We start from the raw sequence: 15,295 nt of genomic DNA on the forward strand, positions 1-15,295 counted from the left end.
TTTAGATAAATAGTAAAAAATTTATTTTAATTCTCAGAATAACTTTTTATTAATTTAAATTAGTTAAATGGAAGATAAAAACATTTACTCTTTAAAATCAACAAATAACAAAAAAACATTGTCATTTTCAATTAAAGTTATCTATACTTTAAAAACAGATTATTTATTACTATTTATTATTTTCAATTTAAAAAAATATATTCTATTTTATCCTCAAGTTTCTTTGGGCTCTTATTATCAAAACCCAGAATTCTTGGCGTGGATCACACTTTTTTTGCGAAATACGGGAAAACCATCATTCATATCAAATTTCGGCGCCCTACATTTCGTTATACTAAAATTACAGTCAATGATAATAAAGATGTTATCAAGCGCAGTCACAAGGCAGTGAAACAATTTCGTTACGGATAGCTTAAAAAAATAGCATTACAAATTAATAATGTCAGTGAATTGAATTCTAGACAATTATTCCAATTTTCACTTGAACAATGGAGAAGCGCAGTGCAAACCTTTAATGCCGATATAGCGATAATCGGAGCCGGGGGCGCAGGCTTACGAGCAGCAATAGCTGCCGCGGAAGCGAATCCTCAACTGAAAATTGCTCTGATCTCAAAAGTTTACCCAATGCGTAGCCACACCGTGGCAGCAGAAGGCGGATCAGCAGCAGTGACTCAGGCTCACGACTCCTATGATTTCCACTTCAATGATACCGTTTCTGGCGGTGACTGGTTGTGTGAACAGGATGTCGTAGATTACTTCGTTGAGCATTGTCCAACAGAGATGACTCAACTAGAACTCTGGGGCTGTCCTTGGAGCCGTAAAGAAGACGGGTCAGTCAACGTCCGACGTTTTGGTGGGATGAAGATCGAACGGACCTGGTTCGCAGCCGATAAAACCGGCTTCCATATGCTACATACCCTGTTCCAAACATCCTTAAAATATCCACAAATTCAACGTTTCGATGAACACTTTGTTCTTGATATCCTTGTTGATGAAGGTCACGCTCGTGGTCTTGTTGCTATCAATATGATGGAAGGTACAAAAGTTCAAATTCGTGCAAATGCTGTCATTATGGCAACAGGTGGTGCTGGGCGTGTTTATCGTTTCAATACCAATGGCGGTATTGTAACGGGTGATGGTATGGGTATCGCTTTACGCCATGGCGTTCCACTGCGTGATATGGAATTTGTTCAATATCACCCAACAGGTTTACCAGGCTCAGGTATTCTGATGACCGAAGGTTGTCGTGGTGAAGGTGGTATTTTGGTCAATAAAGATGGCTACCGTTATCTGCAAGATTATGGCCTAGGACCAGAAACGCCATTAGGCAAACCAGAAAATAAATACATGGAATTAGGCCCTCGCGATAAAGTCTCTCAAGCATTCTGGCATGAGTGGCGTGCAGGCCGTACTATCAAAACTCACCGTGGTGATGTTGTTCATCTTGATTTACGTCATCTGGGTGCGAAAAAACTTCATGAACGTCTGCCATTTATTTGTGAACTGGCAAAAGCGTACGTCGGTGTTGATCCAGTTAATGAACCAATCCCTGTTCGTCCTACTGCTCACTATACTATGGGTGGTATCGAAACTAACCAACAAACAGAAACACGTATTAAAGGTCTGTTTGCAGTGGGTGAATGTTCATCTGTTGGTTTACACGGCGCTAACCGTTTAGGTTCTAACTCACTGGCAGAGCTAGTTGTATTCGGTCGTCTTGCGGGTGAAGAAGCGGTTCGTTGTGCTCAAGAAGCGACACCTGCTAATGCATCTGCATTGGATGCGCGTACTCGTGACATTGAAGATGGCCTGAAAAAACTGATGAACCAAAAAGGTTCTGAAAGCTGGTCACAAATTCGCGATGAAATGGGTGAATCAATGGAAGAAGGTTGCGGTATCTATCGTACACCTGAATTAATGCAAAAAACTGTTGATAAACTGGCTGAATTAAAAGAACGTTTCAAACGTGTTGAAATTAAAGACACCAGTAGCGTCTTTAATACAGATTTACTGTACAAAATTGAGCTTGGCTTTGGTTTAGATGTCGCTGAATGTATGGCTCATTCTGCAATCAATCGTAAAGAGTCTCGTGGTGCACACCAACGTCTTGACGAAGGTTGTACTGAGCGTGATGACGTGAACTTCCTGAAACATACTCTGGCGTTCTATAACCCAGAAGGTGCCCCTCGTTTAGAATATAGCGATGTGAAGATCACTAAGTCTGCTCCTGCTAAACGTGTCTATGGTGGTGAAGCGACTGCACAAGACAAGCAGAATAAGGAGAAAGCGAATGGCTGATGACATGAAGCACATTAAAATGGAAGTCATGCGCTATAACCCAGAAACGGACGAAGCACCTCATTTTGTCACGTATGATGTTCCTTATGATGAGCAAACCTCATTACTGGACGCATTGGGTTATATTAAAGACAATTTAGCGCCTGATCTTTCTTACCGTTGGTCTTGCCGTATGGCGATTTGTGGCTCTTGCGGCATGATGGTTAACAAAGTGCCTAAATTAGCTTGTAAAACGTTTGTTCGTGAATATCCAGACGGCGTAAGAGTTGAAGCCCTAGGTAACTTCCCAGTTGAGCGTGACCTTGTTGTCGATATGACTCACTTTATCGAAAGCTTAGAAGCGATTAAGCCTTATATCATCGGTAATGATCGTAAGCCTTCAGAAGGTCCGAATAAACAGACTCCTGCTCAAATGGCAAAATACCACCAGTTTTCTGGTTGTATCAACTGCGGTCTTTGCTATGCAGCATGTCCTCAGTTTGGTTTAAACCCTGAGTTTATCGGCCCTGCAGCGATTACGTTAGCTCAACGTTACAACACAGATAGTCGCGACCATGGGGCAAAAGAGCGTATGCCTCAGTTAAATGGTGAGAACGGTGTCTGGTCTTGTACCTTTGTTGGCTACTGTTCTGAAGTCTGTCCAAAACATGTGGATCCTGCTGCCGCTATTCAGCAAGGTAAAGCAGCCAGTGCGCAAGACTTTGTCATTGCGATGCTGAAACCACGTTAAGGAGGAAACAAGACATGACAACAAAACGTAAGCCTTATGTTCGTGGTATGCAACCAAACTGGTGGACGAAACTCGGTTTCTATCGTTTCTATATCACCCGTGAAGGTACTTGTCTTCCACAACTTTGGTTCAGTCTGGTTGTACTGTTTGGTGTATTCGCACTGAAAAATGGACCAGAAAGTTGGGCAGGTTTCGTTGGATTCCTGAGCAACCCAATTGTAATGCTAATTAATATTGTGACTCTTATTGCAACAGTATTCCACACCGCAACTTGGTTTAAACTTGCACCAAAAGCCGTGGTTATCGTTGTTAAAGATGAAAAAATGCCTCAAGAACCCATTGTTCGTGGTTTTTGGGCTGTCACTATCGTTGTTACTGCCGCTATTCTGGCAGTGGCGTTAATGTAACCCAGGAGGAAATAATGAATCAGAATCAACTTCCTAAGCGCTCTGATGAACCTATTTTCTGGGGATTATTTGGTGCAGGTGGTATGTGGAGTGCGATTGTTTCTCCAGCAATCATCATCCTGCTCGGTATCCTAATCCCTATGGGTATTGCGCCAGAAGCATTTACTTATGAACGTATTATGGCATTTAGCCAAAGCATTATTGGCCGTCTGTTCTTACTATTAATGATCATTCTGCCAGTTTGGTGTGCCTTACACCGTATTCACCATACTTTGCACGATTTTAAAGTGCATGTACCTGCAAGCAAATGGGTATTTTATGGTGGTGCTGCTATTATCAGTGTTCTCGCCATTATTGGTGTATTTACTCTGTAATAATTAATACGTAAAGACTAAAAGCCACTCAATTTGAATTGAGTGGCTTTTATTTGTAGAAAAATCGGTTGCAATCAACTCGCTAATTTCAGCCCAATAATACCAAAAATAATCATGGCTAAACTCAGTAAACGATAGATATTTGCGGACTCACCAAAGACCAGAATACCAAAGATTGCGGTGCCTACCGCACCAATGCCTGTCCAAATCGCATAAGCAGTGCCCGCAGGCAAACCTTTCATGGCATAAGACAACATTCCCATGCTCACAATCATGGCGCTAATAGTGATAATACTCGGTGTTAAACGTGTAAAGCCGTGTGTATATTTAAGACCTACGGCCCAAACGATTTCCAATAAACCCGCAACAAAAAGAATAATCCAAGACATAACGTCCCCCTATCGATAAATTGGGGCCGTCCCCTGAATATAAAGACAAAAAGCTGGGTCGTCCCAGCTTTTAAAAGATGAAGTTCAAGTATAAGAAAAAGAAATTAATCATGCAATAGCATAAGATTGACTCAACTCTTTTTAGGTGCGCCCTCTTCACCATAAAGAAAAGCAGAGACATCATCTTCCACTTCTCCCATTGCCATCAAGGCATCCAGCGTCTCTTTTGCTTCTTCTTCATTGACGATACTCATGGCAAAACCCACATGCACTAACACCCACTTTCCAATCATCGTATGAGGCTCTCCCTCACAGACTAGTGCAATATTCACTTCACGTTTTACACCACAAACATCGACCATTGCATTTTCAGTGATTGTTTTTCCTACTTCAACAACCTGACCTGGAATACCAAGACACATAACAACCCCTATTCGATCTCTATTTGCTTTATTCGCATCGCATCATCATTCTCAACACGCATATTTTGACTGCCACAAGAAGGGCACCCCGCGTTAAACGTTGAAACTGTCACGACTTGATGGCAATCCCAACACCACGCTTTTGCAGGAATAACCTCTATATGTAATTCACAGCCTTGTGCAATCGTGTCTCTGCAAACAATATCAAAACAAAACTCTAGCGCACTCACTTCAACACAAGATAGTGCGCCAATTTCCATCCATACGCTTTTTACTTTTTTTGCATTATTTAATTTTGCCTGAGAATCTATTATCTCAAATGCACTTTGGCAAAGTGTGATTTCATGCATATCGATACCTTATTGAAGCAGGATAAATAATAGCAACTATAGTATCAGTACATAGTTGCTTTATTATTGATCTTAAAACAACAATTCAGCACCGGTTTCAAAAGCTGCTTTACGACGACGCTCTTTCACCATATCTTCAAGTGCGTCTCTATCAATACACACTAAAGCATGGGTTGGACAAACTTCAATACACGCAGGTCCCGCTTCTCGGTGATGGCATAAATCACATTTATTTGCTTCAGCCTTAAAGGCGTCAATAGTGTTGAGCGCAGTTAATTTACGCATAACAGGGCGCGAAACCACCTCCATAGTGCCATAAGGGCAAGCCAACACACAGGTTTTACAGCCGATACATTTATCCTGATCAACATAGTAATAATCTTTATTATGAATAATGGCACCATTCGGACACACGTTTGCACAAGGGGCATCTTCACATTGGTGACAGACAACTGCTGTACTAATTGAGAATCCTTTAACCACATGAATTCGCGGTTGAAAATTTTGCTCACTAATTTGCTCAATGGCTAAATTATCTTGATCGGCTTGTTGATGTGAAACCACACAAGCTACCTCACAAGTATGGCAACCAATACATTTTTTAGGGTCTGCAATGATGAAACGGTTCATCATATTCTCCTGATCTTTGTTATATATAGCCGTTATATATGGCGATAAATGCAACGAGTTATTCTAATTAAGAGTAATAATTAGAGTATCAATAGAATGAATCTAGCACGGTTCATGCCAATATATTTTTGATATAACTATTCCTTATTTTTCAATAAAATAATTTTCAAATAAAAATGATTATTAATTAATAAATAAGTCACTTCGTCAAATTATTCGACATTTTTGACGATAAATTAAATCGATATATACTTGATTATATAATGATTTGATGCGTTTATATTCTTAAGTTTCATTGCATATACAAAAATAGCGGGTTGGATCAAAAATGATCCAGTCATTGATATAAATTTATTATAAACCTACTACAATATAGCTAATTTTTTAGGGCAATCGGTGGTGTCATGAAATTAAGCAGTAAAAATGCTGAAACTATGGAGAGCCTTCGTAATGAGCGTAACCAATATCGAATATTGGTTGATATCACAAATTCTGTATTAGCTCATCTAGACATGGATGGTCTTATTTCTGAAGTCTCTAAAGAAATACATCGTTTTTTTGGACTAAACCATATTAGTCTAATGTTATGCCGTACTTCATCACAAAATAGTCATGAAGGCATTCTTTATTCTAGCCGTTATCAGACTGGAAAATCAGTCATCCGCCAACAACGTAAGTTTAGTAGCGCGAATAACAAAGCAGAAGAAATTATTAATCAAAACAAACCTGTCTTAATTGATATTAATAATGAAGATCAAGAAGATGTTCTGATTAAGCGTCTAGTTAAACAAAATATGCAGACGGCTTTGTTATTGCCACTGGCTTTTAATCATAAACCACTTGGTTTATTAATTTTAGCACATGAAATCGGTAGTGTTTTTACTGACGATACCTGCCAATTGCTACAACAAATTGCAGCTCGTATTGGTATCGCTATTGAAAACGCGGCTGCATATGAAGAAATAACGCATCTAAAAGACAGTTTAAAGAATGAGAATATTTGGCTTAATGAACAAATAGATAAAAATGGATGCTTTAGTGAGATTATTTACCAAAGTGACGCTATGCATAATGTGCTCGAACAAATTGAGTTAGTGGCACAAAGTGATAGCACCGTACTTATTTTAGGTGAAACAGGTACAGGTAAAGAATTAATTGCACGAGCAATTCATCGCCTTAGCCAACGGAAAGGTAAGTCGATGATAAAAATGAACTGTGCTGCTGTGCCTTCTGGCCTATTAGAAAGCGATCTTTTTGGTCATGACAAAGGGGCATTTACGGGTGCAACCAATACACATATTGGTCGATTTGAAATGGCAGATAAAAGCACCCTATTTCTTGATGAAATTGGTGATATGCCAATTGAATTACAACCTAAACTGCTTCGTGTTCTTCAAGAGCGAGAAATAGAAAGACTGGGTGGTAATAAAGTTATTCCTGTTGATGTTAGGCTGATTGCAGCGACCAATAAAGATCTCCATGAATTAACTGATGAAGGTGAGTTTAGAGAAGATCTATATTATCGTCTCAATGTTTTTCCTATCATTATTCCGCCGTTAAGAGAACGACCAGAAGATATTCCACTTTTGGTTAAACATTTTACACAAAAAATTGCCCGTAGAATGGATAGAAAAATAGATTGTATTCCGGCTAACGCATTGGAACAATTAACACTTTATCCATGGCCAGGTAATGTCCGTGAACTTGAAAATATTATTGAGCGTGCCGTTATTTTAACTCGAGGCTCAACATTAAACCTTCAGTTAAAAGAGCTTCACATTAATAAGCCCTCTCGTTTAAAACAAGTGCTGACTCAACCTTCATCCATTGAAAAGCGCATGCAAACTAATGCCCCAGAAAGTGATGAGGAAGAGCGAGAAAGGATCATTCAAGCATTAAGAGAAACCAATGGTGTTGTTGCTGGTGCCAGAGGTGCTGCTTTAAAACTAGGGTTAAAACGAACAACGTTATTATCACGGATGCAACGTCTTGGTATTTCAATTCCAGAAATACTTTAATTTTGAAATAAATTCTTCTTCAATTATTTAAAAAGAGTGTAATTAATTTATTACACTCTTTTTTTTATGAATTTGAAACTTACTAATCTCTATCTATAATCTAGTTGATTAGATTTTATTAGTCATTCCTCTAATTAATTATTAATAATATAAACCATCAATGGAGCATATTATATATGAATAACCTGCTTATAAATAAAATTAATGAAATAAAAAAAGAGTACAAAAATAATAAATATGTTTTTATTCCCCAAAATGTTGTTATTAATTTAATAAAACAATTAGGTGCTGAAGAAAAAGATATTAATACACTGAAAAAATATGGCGATTATTTAGCACAAGATCCCACTCTTTCGTTTCGTCACTCTCGGGCAGGACGCTACCTTTTTGATAATGACATAGAAACGATCTCCAGATTAGAGTATCAACCTTTTATTTTGACTGAGGAGGATGGATTTATTCGTGAAGACAGTGGTGCACAAAGAAATTTTAGAGCACTTGATGATCGCTGGCAAAGCAATACAGCTTATCAAGCCTTATTAAAATTAAAGATGCTATTAATTCAAGGTAATATATTTACTCCTCGCCACTTAACAGATCAACAATCGCCAAAATCAATCTCGACTGTTTTTCATTTAAAATTAATTGCTCAACCCGATTCGTTAAGCGAACTTTCAATTGAAGGAGTACATAAAGATGGGGTTGACCACACCATGATTGTTATGATGAATAAGGATAACGTTAAAAATAATACTGGTACTTTACGTGTCCATTCACCACAAGAAGCCATAGGAACACCTTGGCAAGAAATTACCCCTGAACATATGCTTTATGAACACAGTAATGCGCAATATCTTGATGTTTTATTAATCGCAGATAATGAATTAAATCATAGCGGTACACCTATTTTTACTCATGATAATAAAAATCAGGCTTACCAAGATTTTATTGTTTTATTATCTCGTTATCCTACCGTTGATGCTCATCCATCACATAAATTTGATTCAATGAATGCGCACCCTGATTTACCCTTAACGCTTTATTTAAATCAGTCAGTTGCTTAGTCATAAAGCGTTATCACACAAATTAAAATCGTTGAGCTTGGCTAAGTAATAAATCAATAATCAAGACAAGGTTTGATTCAAAAGATGAGCTCTCGATAGTGTCACAATGATAATTCACTGCATCGTCATAAATGGGGAAATGAATATCAGCAAGTTCAGCCAACGGATTGGCACTTGCTCGAGTAAATGCAACAATTTTCATACCAATACTTTTTGCTATTCTCGCCTTTTCAACCACTTGCTCTGTCTCTCCACTACGAGATATCGCAATAAAAACAGTATAACGTGAAGCATTATTAATAAAGATATTCTTGCTGTCGCTCAATCCTGAAAGAAAAGCATCTTTACCAATCAACTGTAACCGCTTACTGATATATTCTGAAAATATATGAGAAAAGCCTGCACCATAAATAAAAAATGAATTCTTGCTGTTAATTAAATCAACAAAAGCGTGCCTTCTTGCATCTGAAATTAATGTGAACGTTTTTAAATAGTTTGCCAAAAACTGATCAAAAAGAGGCTCTGTTACCTCGTTTTCATCACTTTTCAATTGATGGGATTTTTCAGCTGTGGATAACAACTGTTTGCAGTAATAAACTAACTCACTATAACCAGAAAAACCTAATTTCTGGCAAAGTCGCATAATGGTCGTTGTCGAAACAAAATTGGCTTGTGCGAGCGCTCTGATCGTAAGTTTTCCAACTTGTGTTGGATTATCAATTAAATAAGAAAGAATACGATATTCTGCGCGTGTTAATTCTGTTGCTCTTGAGAGTAAAGATGATAATCGTGCCGACATACCGGTTACCTTAATTGATACATCGTCCTTACCAACATAAAAGGAAAATGCTGTTCTGGTGATAGAACAGCATTTTTATTCAATTACTCGTTAACAGCAAGTCTTGAGATCAAACACGCTTACCATTTACATAAGCTTTACGTAATTCAGGCCAATATTCACGATTTGCGTCGATCATATCATCAAGGATCTTCTTCGCATGGATCACACTTGGAACTGTTTTATTCAGTATGAACGCCTCTAGTGCCTTTTCATAGCTACCTTCAAGTGTCGCTTCCACCAATAATTGTTCTGATGCCAGCTGTTGTTCCAGTAAAGTACGATGGAAACGAGGAATATCACCAACACGAATAGGTTCAGGACCATGAGACGTGATATAAGCGGGTACTTCAACCATCGCATCGTAAGGTAAATCAGAAATTGCCCCTTTATTTTCAACAATCACCAAGTGACGCTGACGTAAATCAAAAGCTAAAGAGCAAGCAACATCGACAATAAAGGCACCATGAACACCGACATGGAAGGCATCTGGTAAAATCCCCGTCTCTTTATATTCGCGAGCAGCTTCAAACAGACGTTTTTCACGACCATCCATCACTTCGTTTGCACGAGTGTAGTCAGGATCTTGATGTTCCACGATATAATTTGGCATCAAGTAGTACTGTAAATATGGGTTTGGGATATATTCAGGGAATGCTTCCATTAATGGCTGAATATGACGCCACGTTTTTACCCATGATGGATCAGAATGTTGCGGGTCAGTTTGTGCTGCATCTTCCGTTAAAAGACCAAATTTAGCGATATGTTCACGTAATTCAGGTAGTTTTTCTTCGCCTTTTACGCGCACTGAAGTAAACCAACCAAAATGATTTAAACCAAAATAATCCACATCTAAATCATGACGATCCACTTTTAATACAGCAGCCATATTACGCATTGCCGCAACAGGCATATCACAGATATTCAATACTCGAGCATTAGGACGTAAACGACGCACACCTTCAGCGACAATCGCGGCTGGATTGGAATAGTTTACAATCCATGCTTTAGGAGAGGCATATTGTTCAACTAAATCAATTAGCTCAACCATTGGTAAAATAGTGCGTAAACCATAAGCTAGCCCTCCAGGCCCACAGGTTTCTTGCCCTACAACACCATGACGTAACGGGATTTTTTCATCCTGTTCACGCATTTTGTATTGACCCACACGCATTTGAGCAAACACAAAGTGAGCACCATTAAATGCTGTTTCCGGATCCGTCGTCACCGTAAATTTAATAGTATCACTATGATCACGGATCACTTTTTCAACCACGGGTGCAATCGTATCTTGGCGATCTTTATCAATATCGTATAAACGAATTTCACTCAGTGGAAAATCCTCTAAACGTACCATTAAACTTTTTACAATTCCCGGTGTATAGGTGCTTCCGCCGCCTGCAATACTTAAGATAAAAGGTGATTTCGTCATCTTACTTTCTCCTATTAAAGTGCGGCTTCGACCGCTTCACGCATTTTTTTCACATGTAATCCATAAACCACTTGAACATTATTACCGTGGCGAACAACGCCTTTAGCACCGGTTTTTTTCAGTAGATCTTCATGAATTGCATCGACATTTTTAACAATGACTCGTAAGCGCGTGTAACAATTATCAACGACTTCAATATTGTCACGCCCACCAAGTCCTTCAATAATCTCTTCACCTAACTCATTGTTAGTTTCGGTATTTTCTTCCATTGCAGTAACTACTGCTGCTTTTTTCTTGTAGTCTTCTTTGCTGTATAAACGAGTTTCTTCATCATCATCTTCTCGCCCAGGAGTTTTAAGATTGAGTTTTAAAATCAAGGTTCTAAAGATAACGAAATAGAGAACTGACATAATCAAGCCCACCACGATATACATTGGCCAATTTGATTTTTCAGTTCCTAACGGTAAGTTATATAAAATGAAGTCAATGACTCCATTCGCACCAATCGCATGAACACCTAATAGGTAGAACAGCATCATGCCAATACCCGTCAATACGGCGTGAACTAAAAACAAAACAGGCGCAACAAAGAGGAAGGAAAATTCAAGTGGCTCGGTAACGCCTAACAAGAAAGAGGTTGCAGCGGCCGGAATTAAAATCGCCTTCGCCATCTGCTTTTTCTCTTTTTTAGCCACAGAGATCATGGCAGCTGCTGCAGCCGTTAAACCAAACATTTTCGCGATACCACGTGCATCCCAAATTACAGTGCGACTGAGTTGTTTCACTTCAGGACAAGCCATTTCAGCAAAGTAGATATTTCTTGCGCCTTGGTAAGTTGTGCCACAAACATCCGCAACACCACCTAATTCGGTATACAAGAATGGGGTATAGACTAAATGGTGTAATCCCGTTGGGATAAGAATACGTTCTAAGAATCCATAAATCAGTGCACCAAAAGCACCAGAATCATGAATAACAAGCGCCATTTTAGTAATACCTGCCTGAGCAAAAGGCCAGACTTCACACATCAAAACAGCCAATGCAATAGTGAAAGGAATAGCAATAATGGCGACAAAACAGTGACCGGAGTAGATAGCCATAATGCCGTTAAATTGGCGGCCTGAATAACGATTATAAAGCCATCCAGATATTGCCCCTGTTAAAATACCGGCAAATACCCCCATCTCAAGGACTTGAACACCTAACACCATGCCTTGACCTGCTGCTCGCATCTCTTCTTCGCTAACCAACTTCCCTTGCAGTGTTAGTGTAATATTCATAGCATTCGTGAAAATAACAAACACGACTAAGCCAATTAGCCCTGCATAACCTTTATCCTTTTTTGCTAAGCCAACAGGAATACCTACAGCAAAAATCAGCGCCAAATTGACTAAAATAGCGACAGAGGATTTTGCGAGTAATTGTCCAATGCTTTGAATAACCGGGTGATTTAAAAACGGAATATATTCCGCAAGATTGCCATTACCAAAGACGTTACCTAAAGCGATATATAAACCGACAATAGGCAATATCAAGACGGGTCCATATAAGGATTTACCAAACGCTTGTAGGGCATTAATGAGTTTTTTCATACAGTATCTCGTTGTTGTTTTCTTACACTCATTTCCATGACAGCATCCTGCGCTGGCCTTAAATAAAAAGCAATTTATCCACTTGATTTAGAAACGGATTACGTTAAAAGTAACATGTTACTTTTTTTATTGTGAGCCAACGCATGGTGAATATTCAGACAGATAAAAAGAGATTTTTAACGATGAGCTGTAGAAAAAAAGATCTTATGGCAATAAAAAATTATAAAAAAACCGAGCTTACTGACACTAGGTCAATAAACTCGGTCTTAAGGCAGAAAAACAATATTAATCAGATAAAATTAGCCCTCGGCGGCTTCTCTTAAACGACGTTTAATATTGCTATATTCCGTTTTCACATAGTGTTCTGCCTGAGCCTGTTCCTTGATTGGCTCAACACATACTGCACAATATTTATACTCAGGTGTTTTGGTAATTGGGCTTAGGTTTTCCGCAACGAGTTCGTTACAAGCACCAATCCACCACTGGTAAGTCATATATACCGCGCCTTTATTCGGTCTATCACTGACGGCAGCACGCGTAATAACTTTACCTTGACGAGAGCGTATCCAAACTAACTCTTGATCTTTAATTCCTAGTTGTTTGGCATCTTCAGTATTCAACTGAACATAACCCGGCTCATCAGCTAATGCCGCCAATGCTTTGCAGTTACCCGTCATTGAACGACAAGAGTAGTGCCCAACCTCACGGACTGTTGCCAGTACCATAGGGAATTCATCAGAAAGTTTGTCAATTGGTGGCGCCCACTCACAAGTAAAGAATTGACCTTTACCGTTAGGGGTATCAAAGTTACCACCATCGTACAGATATTGTGTACCTGGGCTATCTTCGGTTGGGCAAGGCCATTGAATATAAGCCAAGTCCGCCATTTTTTCGTAAGTCGCACCATAATAAATTGGGCATAACTCACGCAACTCATCCCAAATCTCTTTGGTATTGTTGTAATGCATTGGATAACCCATTGCAGTTGCCATCAGACTGATGATTTGCCAGTCTGTTTTCACATCACCAACAGGTTCAACCGCTTTATAGAAACGTTGGAAACCACGGTCTGCTGCAGTGTAAACACCTTCATGTTCACCCCATGATGTTGCAGGGAAGATAACGTCAGCAATCGCCGCCGTTTTGGTCATAAAGATATCTTGGACTATCAGAAGATCCAGTTTTTCAAAAGTTCTACGGATGGTTGCTAAATCAGGCTCAGTTTGTAGTGGATCTTCACCCATTACATAGTGAGCTTTTAATAAGCCGTGATCGATATTGTGAGGAACTTCACTCAACGCATAGCCCACTTCTTCCGGCATAGATTCAATGCCCCAGAACTTAGCAAATTTCTCACGTGCTTTTTCGTCGGTAACGTATTGATAACCCGGTAGTGTGTTAGGTAATGCCCCCATATCACACGCGCCTTGTACGTTATTTTGACCACGAACAGGGCCAACTCCGACGTATTTTTTACCTAAATTACCGGTTAATAATGCCAAACTAGTCAGTGAACGGACAGTTTCAACACCTTGGTAGAATTGAGTAACACCCATACCCCAAAGAATTGTTGCTGTTTCTGCTTTTGCGTACATACGCGCAGCTTCACGAATGATTTGAGCACTTAAACCTGTTGTTTCCTCAACAGATTCAGGTGTATAGCTTTCAACTAACTTACAATATTCTTCAAATTGCTCAGTATGATTTTCAATAAAGGATTTATCATGTAATCCTTCTTCAATAATCACATGTGCAATCGCATTTAATAGCGCAATATTAGAACCATTTTTTAAGCCTAAGTGTAAATCGGCTAAACGTGCTGTTTCGATGTAACGAGGGTCACATACAATAATTTTAGCACCCTTTTCTTTCGCCTTAACAATACGGCGAGCAACAATAGGATGCGAGTCTGCGGCGTTATAACCGAAGACAAATAGACATTTGGTATCCTCAATCTCAACGATTGAGTTGCTCATAGCACCATTACCGACCGAACGCTGCAGACCTGCAACCGAAGGGCCGTGTCAGACACGAGCACAGCAGTCTATATTATTATTTCCGATAACCGCACGAGCAAATTTCTGCATAACGAAGTTAGCTTCGTTACCCGGACCTCGTGATGAACCGGTTGTCATAATAGATTTAGCACCGTATTTCTCTTTGATAGCAAGTAGTTTGCTACTGGCAAACTCTATCGCTTCTTCCCAAGAAACCGATTCTAATTTTCCGCCTCTTTCACGACGGATCATCGGTGTTTTAAGACGTGGAGTCAGTATCTTAGTATCATGGATAAAATCCCATCCATAATACCCTTTCAGACACAGCTCACCTTGGTTTGTTAAACCATTGGCTCCTTCAGCGCCAATAATTTTACCGTTTTCCACCTTCAGGTAGATTTTGCATCCTGAGGCGCAATACGGACAGACCGTGATGACTTTTTTCATCAACATTGCTCCTGTGTTCATCAACTTTCAGGTTATTACCTGATCTTCTCCTTTATCTATGCAGAGAGTGTGCCAAATAAGCACGCTTTTTTAGTTTTTTGTAATGCAATGAAAAATAAAGAAAAATAAAATTAATAAATCAATAAGCAAATAATGAATAATCAAATAACAGGAGGTGATCGACACTAATGACGATATTTATGTCGACTTACGTTTCTATCAATATACGTTATACATAAGGGCTTATAGCGAAAGAACATCTTTCATTTGATAAGAAAATAACAATTAGGCAAATACGCCTTCTTAT

General features: G+C 39.1%; 14 protein-coding genes. 6 read left to right on the top strand and 8 right to left on the bottom strand.

Going from position 1 to position 15,295, the window contains the following annotated elements:
• Window positions 1-501 precede the first annotated feature (501 nt).
• Genes frdA through frdD form a run of 4 tightly spaced genes read left to right on the top strand, consistent with a single transcriptional unit; the run spans window position 502 to window position 3,809 of the window.
• The gene (gene frdA, locus JEP40_RS15800) at window positions 502-2,298 is read left to right on the top strand and encodes a fumarate reductase (quinol) flavoprotein subunit (protein ID WP_198624329.1); all 1,797 of its coding nucleotides are present in this window, start codon (window positions 502-504) and stop codon (window positions 2,296-2,298) included.
• Window positions 2,291-3,028 (top strand): succinate dehydrogenase/fumarate reductase iron-sulfur subunit, encoded by a 738-nt coding sequence (locus JEP40_RS15805; protein WP_072069832.1) that lies wholly within the window; start codon window positions 2,291-2,293, stop codon window positions 3,026-3,028. Before frdA ends, JEP40_RS15805 begins: the two co-directional genes overlap by 8 nt.
• A 14-nt stretch (window positions 3,029-3,042) precedes the next feature.
• Window positions 3,043-3,435 carry a fumarate reductase subunit FrdC gene (gene frdC, locus JEP40_RS15810; RefSeq protein WP_036933153.1) on the top strand — a complete coding sequence of 131 codons (393 nt, stop codon included), beginning with the start codon at window positions 3,043-3,045 and terminating at the stop codon, window positions 3,433-3,435.
• A gap of 14 nt (window positions 3,436-3,449) precedes the next feature.
• Window positions 3,450-3,809 carry a fumarate reductase subunit FrdD gene (frdD, locus tag JEP40_RS15815; protein ID WP_023583699.1) on the top strand — a complete coding sequence of 120 codons (360 nt, stop codon included), beginning with the start codon at window positions 3,450-3,452 and terminating at the stop codon, window positions 3,807-3,809.
• A gap of 74 nt (window positions 3,810-3,883) precedes the next feature.
• Here frdD and sugE read toward each other — a convergent pair whose 3' ends face one another.
• From sugE to hydN, 4 genes are all read right to left on the bottom strand, one after another.
• Window positions 3,884-4,198, bottom strand: a complete 315-nt coding sequence (sugE, locus tag JEP40_RS15820; RefSeq protein ID WP_198624330.1) for a quaternary ammonium compound efflux SMR transporter SugE — start codon at window positions 4,196-4,198, stop codon at window positions 3,884-3,886.
• 131 nt (window positions 4,199-4,329) lie between these two features.
• Entirely contained in the window at window positions 4,330-4,620 is a 291-nt protein-coding gene (gene hybG, locus JEP40_RS15825; RefSeq protein WP_198624331.1) for a hydrogenase maturation factor HybG, read from the bottom strand.
• An 8-nt stretch (window positions 4,621-4,628) separates the two neighbouring features.
• Window positions 4,629-4,970 carry a hydrogenase maturation nickel metallochaperone HypA gene (gene hypA, locus JEP40_RS15830; RefSeq protein ID WP_109409209.1) on the bottom strand — a complete coding sequence of 114 codons (342 nt, stop codon included), beginning with the start codon at window positions 4,968-4,970 and terminating at the stop codon, window positions 4,629-4,631.
• 72 nt (window positions 4,971-5,042) lie between these two features.
• Complete coding sequence (hydN, locus tag JEP40_RS15835) at window positions 5,043-5,600, bottom strand: electron transport protein HydN (RefSeq protein WP_109409208.1); 558 nt, start codon at window positions 5,598-5,600, stop codon at window positions 5,043-5,045.
• 404 nt (window positions 5,601-6,004) lie between these two features.
• Here hydN and JEP40_RS15840 point away from each other — a divergent pair, with 404 nt between their 5' ends.
• Complete coding sequence (locus JEP40_RS15840) at window positions 6,005-7,618, top strand: sigma 54-interacting transcriptional regulator (protein WP_198624332.1); 1,614 nt, start codon at window positions 6,005-6,007, stop codon at window positions 7,616-7,618.
• A 176-nt stretch (window positions 7,619-7,794) separates the two neighbouring features.
• On the top strand, window positions 7,795-8,682 hold the full coding sequence (locus JEP40_RS15845; RefSeq protein WP_198624333.1) for a 2OG-Fe dioxygenase family protein: 888 nt from the start codon (window positions 7,795-7,797) through the stop codon (window positions 8,680-8,682).
• Between the two features lie 22 nt (window positions 8,683-8,704).
• Here JEP40_RS15845 and JEP40_RS15850 read toward each other — a convergent pair whose 3' ends face one another.
• The 4 genes from JEP40_RS15850 to fdhF form a co-directional block, all read right to left on the bottom strand.
• A complete protein-coding gene (locus JEP40_RS15850; protein ID WP_198624334.1) occupies window positions 8,705-9,481 on the bottom strand; it encodes a MurR/RpiR family transcriptional regulator in 777 nt (258 codons plus the stop codon).
• A gap of 109 nt (window positions 9,482-9,590) precedes the next feature.
• Complete coding sequence (locus JEP40_RS15855; RefSeq protein WP_198624335.1) at window positions 9,591-10,952, bottom strand: 6-phospho-alpha-glucosidase; 1,362 nt, start codon at window positions 10,950-10,952, stop codon at window positions 9,591-9,593.
• 14 nt (window positions 10,953-10,966) lie between these two features.
• The gene (locus JEP40_RS15860; RefSeq protein ID WP_198624336.1) at window positions 10,967-12,544 is read right to left on the bottom strand and encodes a PTS transporter subunit EIIC; all 1,578 of its coding nucleotides are present in this window, start codon (window positions 12,542-12,544) and stop codon (window positions 10,967-10,969) included.
• A gap of 299 nt (window positions 12,545-12,843) precedes the next feature.
• Window positions 12,844-14,988, bottom strand: coding sequence for a formate dehydrogenase subunit alpha (fdhF, locus tag JEP40_RS15865; RefSeq protein ID WP_198624337.1), 2,145 nt, complete (start codon window positions 14,986-14,988; stop codon window positions 12,844-12,846).
• Window positions 14,989-15,295 lie beyond the last annotated feature (307 nt).

Source organism: Proteus vulgaris (assembly GCF_016239305.1).
In the GTDB taxonomy this organism is placed as follows: domain Bacteria; phylum Pseudomonadota; class Gammaproteobacteria; order Enterobacterales; family Enterobacteriaceae; genus Proteus; species Proteus vulgaris_C.

Bases quoted from the DNA above. Each gene is read 5' to 3' on its own strand.
- JEP40_RS15805 (WP_072069832.1), top strand. From the start codon at position 2,291: ATGGCTGATGACATGAAGCACATTAAAATGGAAGTCATGCGCTATAAC.
- frdC (WP_036933153.1), top strand. From the start codon at position 3,043: ATGACAACAAAACGTAAGCCTTATGTTCGTGGTATGCAACCAAACTGG.
- frdD (WP_023583699.1), top strand. From the start codon at position 3,450: ATGAATCAGAATCAACTTCCTAAGCGCTCTGATGAACCTATTTTCTGG.
- sugE (WP_198624330.1), bottom strand. From the start codon at position 4,198: ATGTCTTGGATTATTCTTTTTGTTGCGGGTTTATTGGAAATCGTTTGG.
- hybG (WP_198624331.1), bottom strand. From the start codon at position 4,620: ATGTGTCTTGGTATTCCAGGTCAGGTTGTTGAAGTAGGAAAAACAATC.
- hypA (WP_109409209.1), bottom strand. From the start codon at position 4,970: ATGCATGAAATCACACTTTGCCAAAGTGCATTTGAGATAATAGATTCT.
- hydN (WP_109409208.1), bottom strand. From the start codon at position 5,600: ATGAACCGTTTCATCATTGCAGACCCTAAAAAATGTATTGGTTGCCAT.
- JEP40_RS15840 (WP_198624332.1), top strand. From the start codon at position 6,005: ATGAAATTAAGCAGTAAAAATGCTGAAACTATGGAGAGCCTTCGTAAT.
- JEP40_RS15845 (WP_198624333.1), top strand. From the start codon at position 7,795: ATGAATAACCTGCTTATAAATAAAATTAATGAAATAAAAAAAGAGTAC.
- JEP40_RS15850 (WP_198624334.1), bottom strand. From the start codon at position 9,481: ATGTCGGCACGATTATCATCTTTACTCTCAAGAGCAACAGAATTAACA.
- JEP40_RS15855 (WP_198624335.1), bottom strand. From the start codon at position 10,952: ATGACGAAATCACCTTTTATCTTAAGTATTGCAGGCGGCGGAAGCACC.
- JEP40_RS15860 (WP_198624336.1), bottom strand. From the start codon at position 12,544: ATGAAAAAACTCATTAATGCCCTACAAGCGTTTGGTAAATCCTTATAT.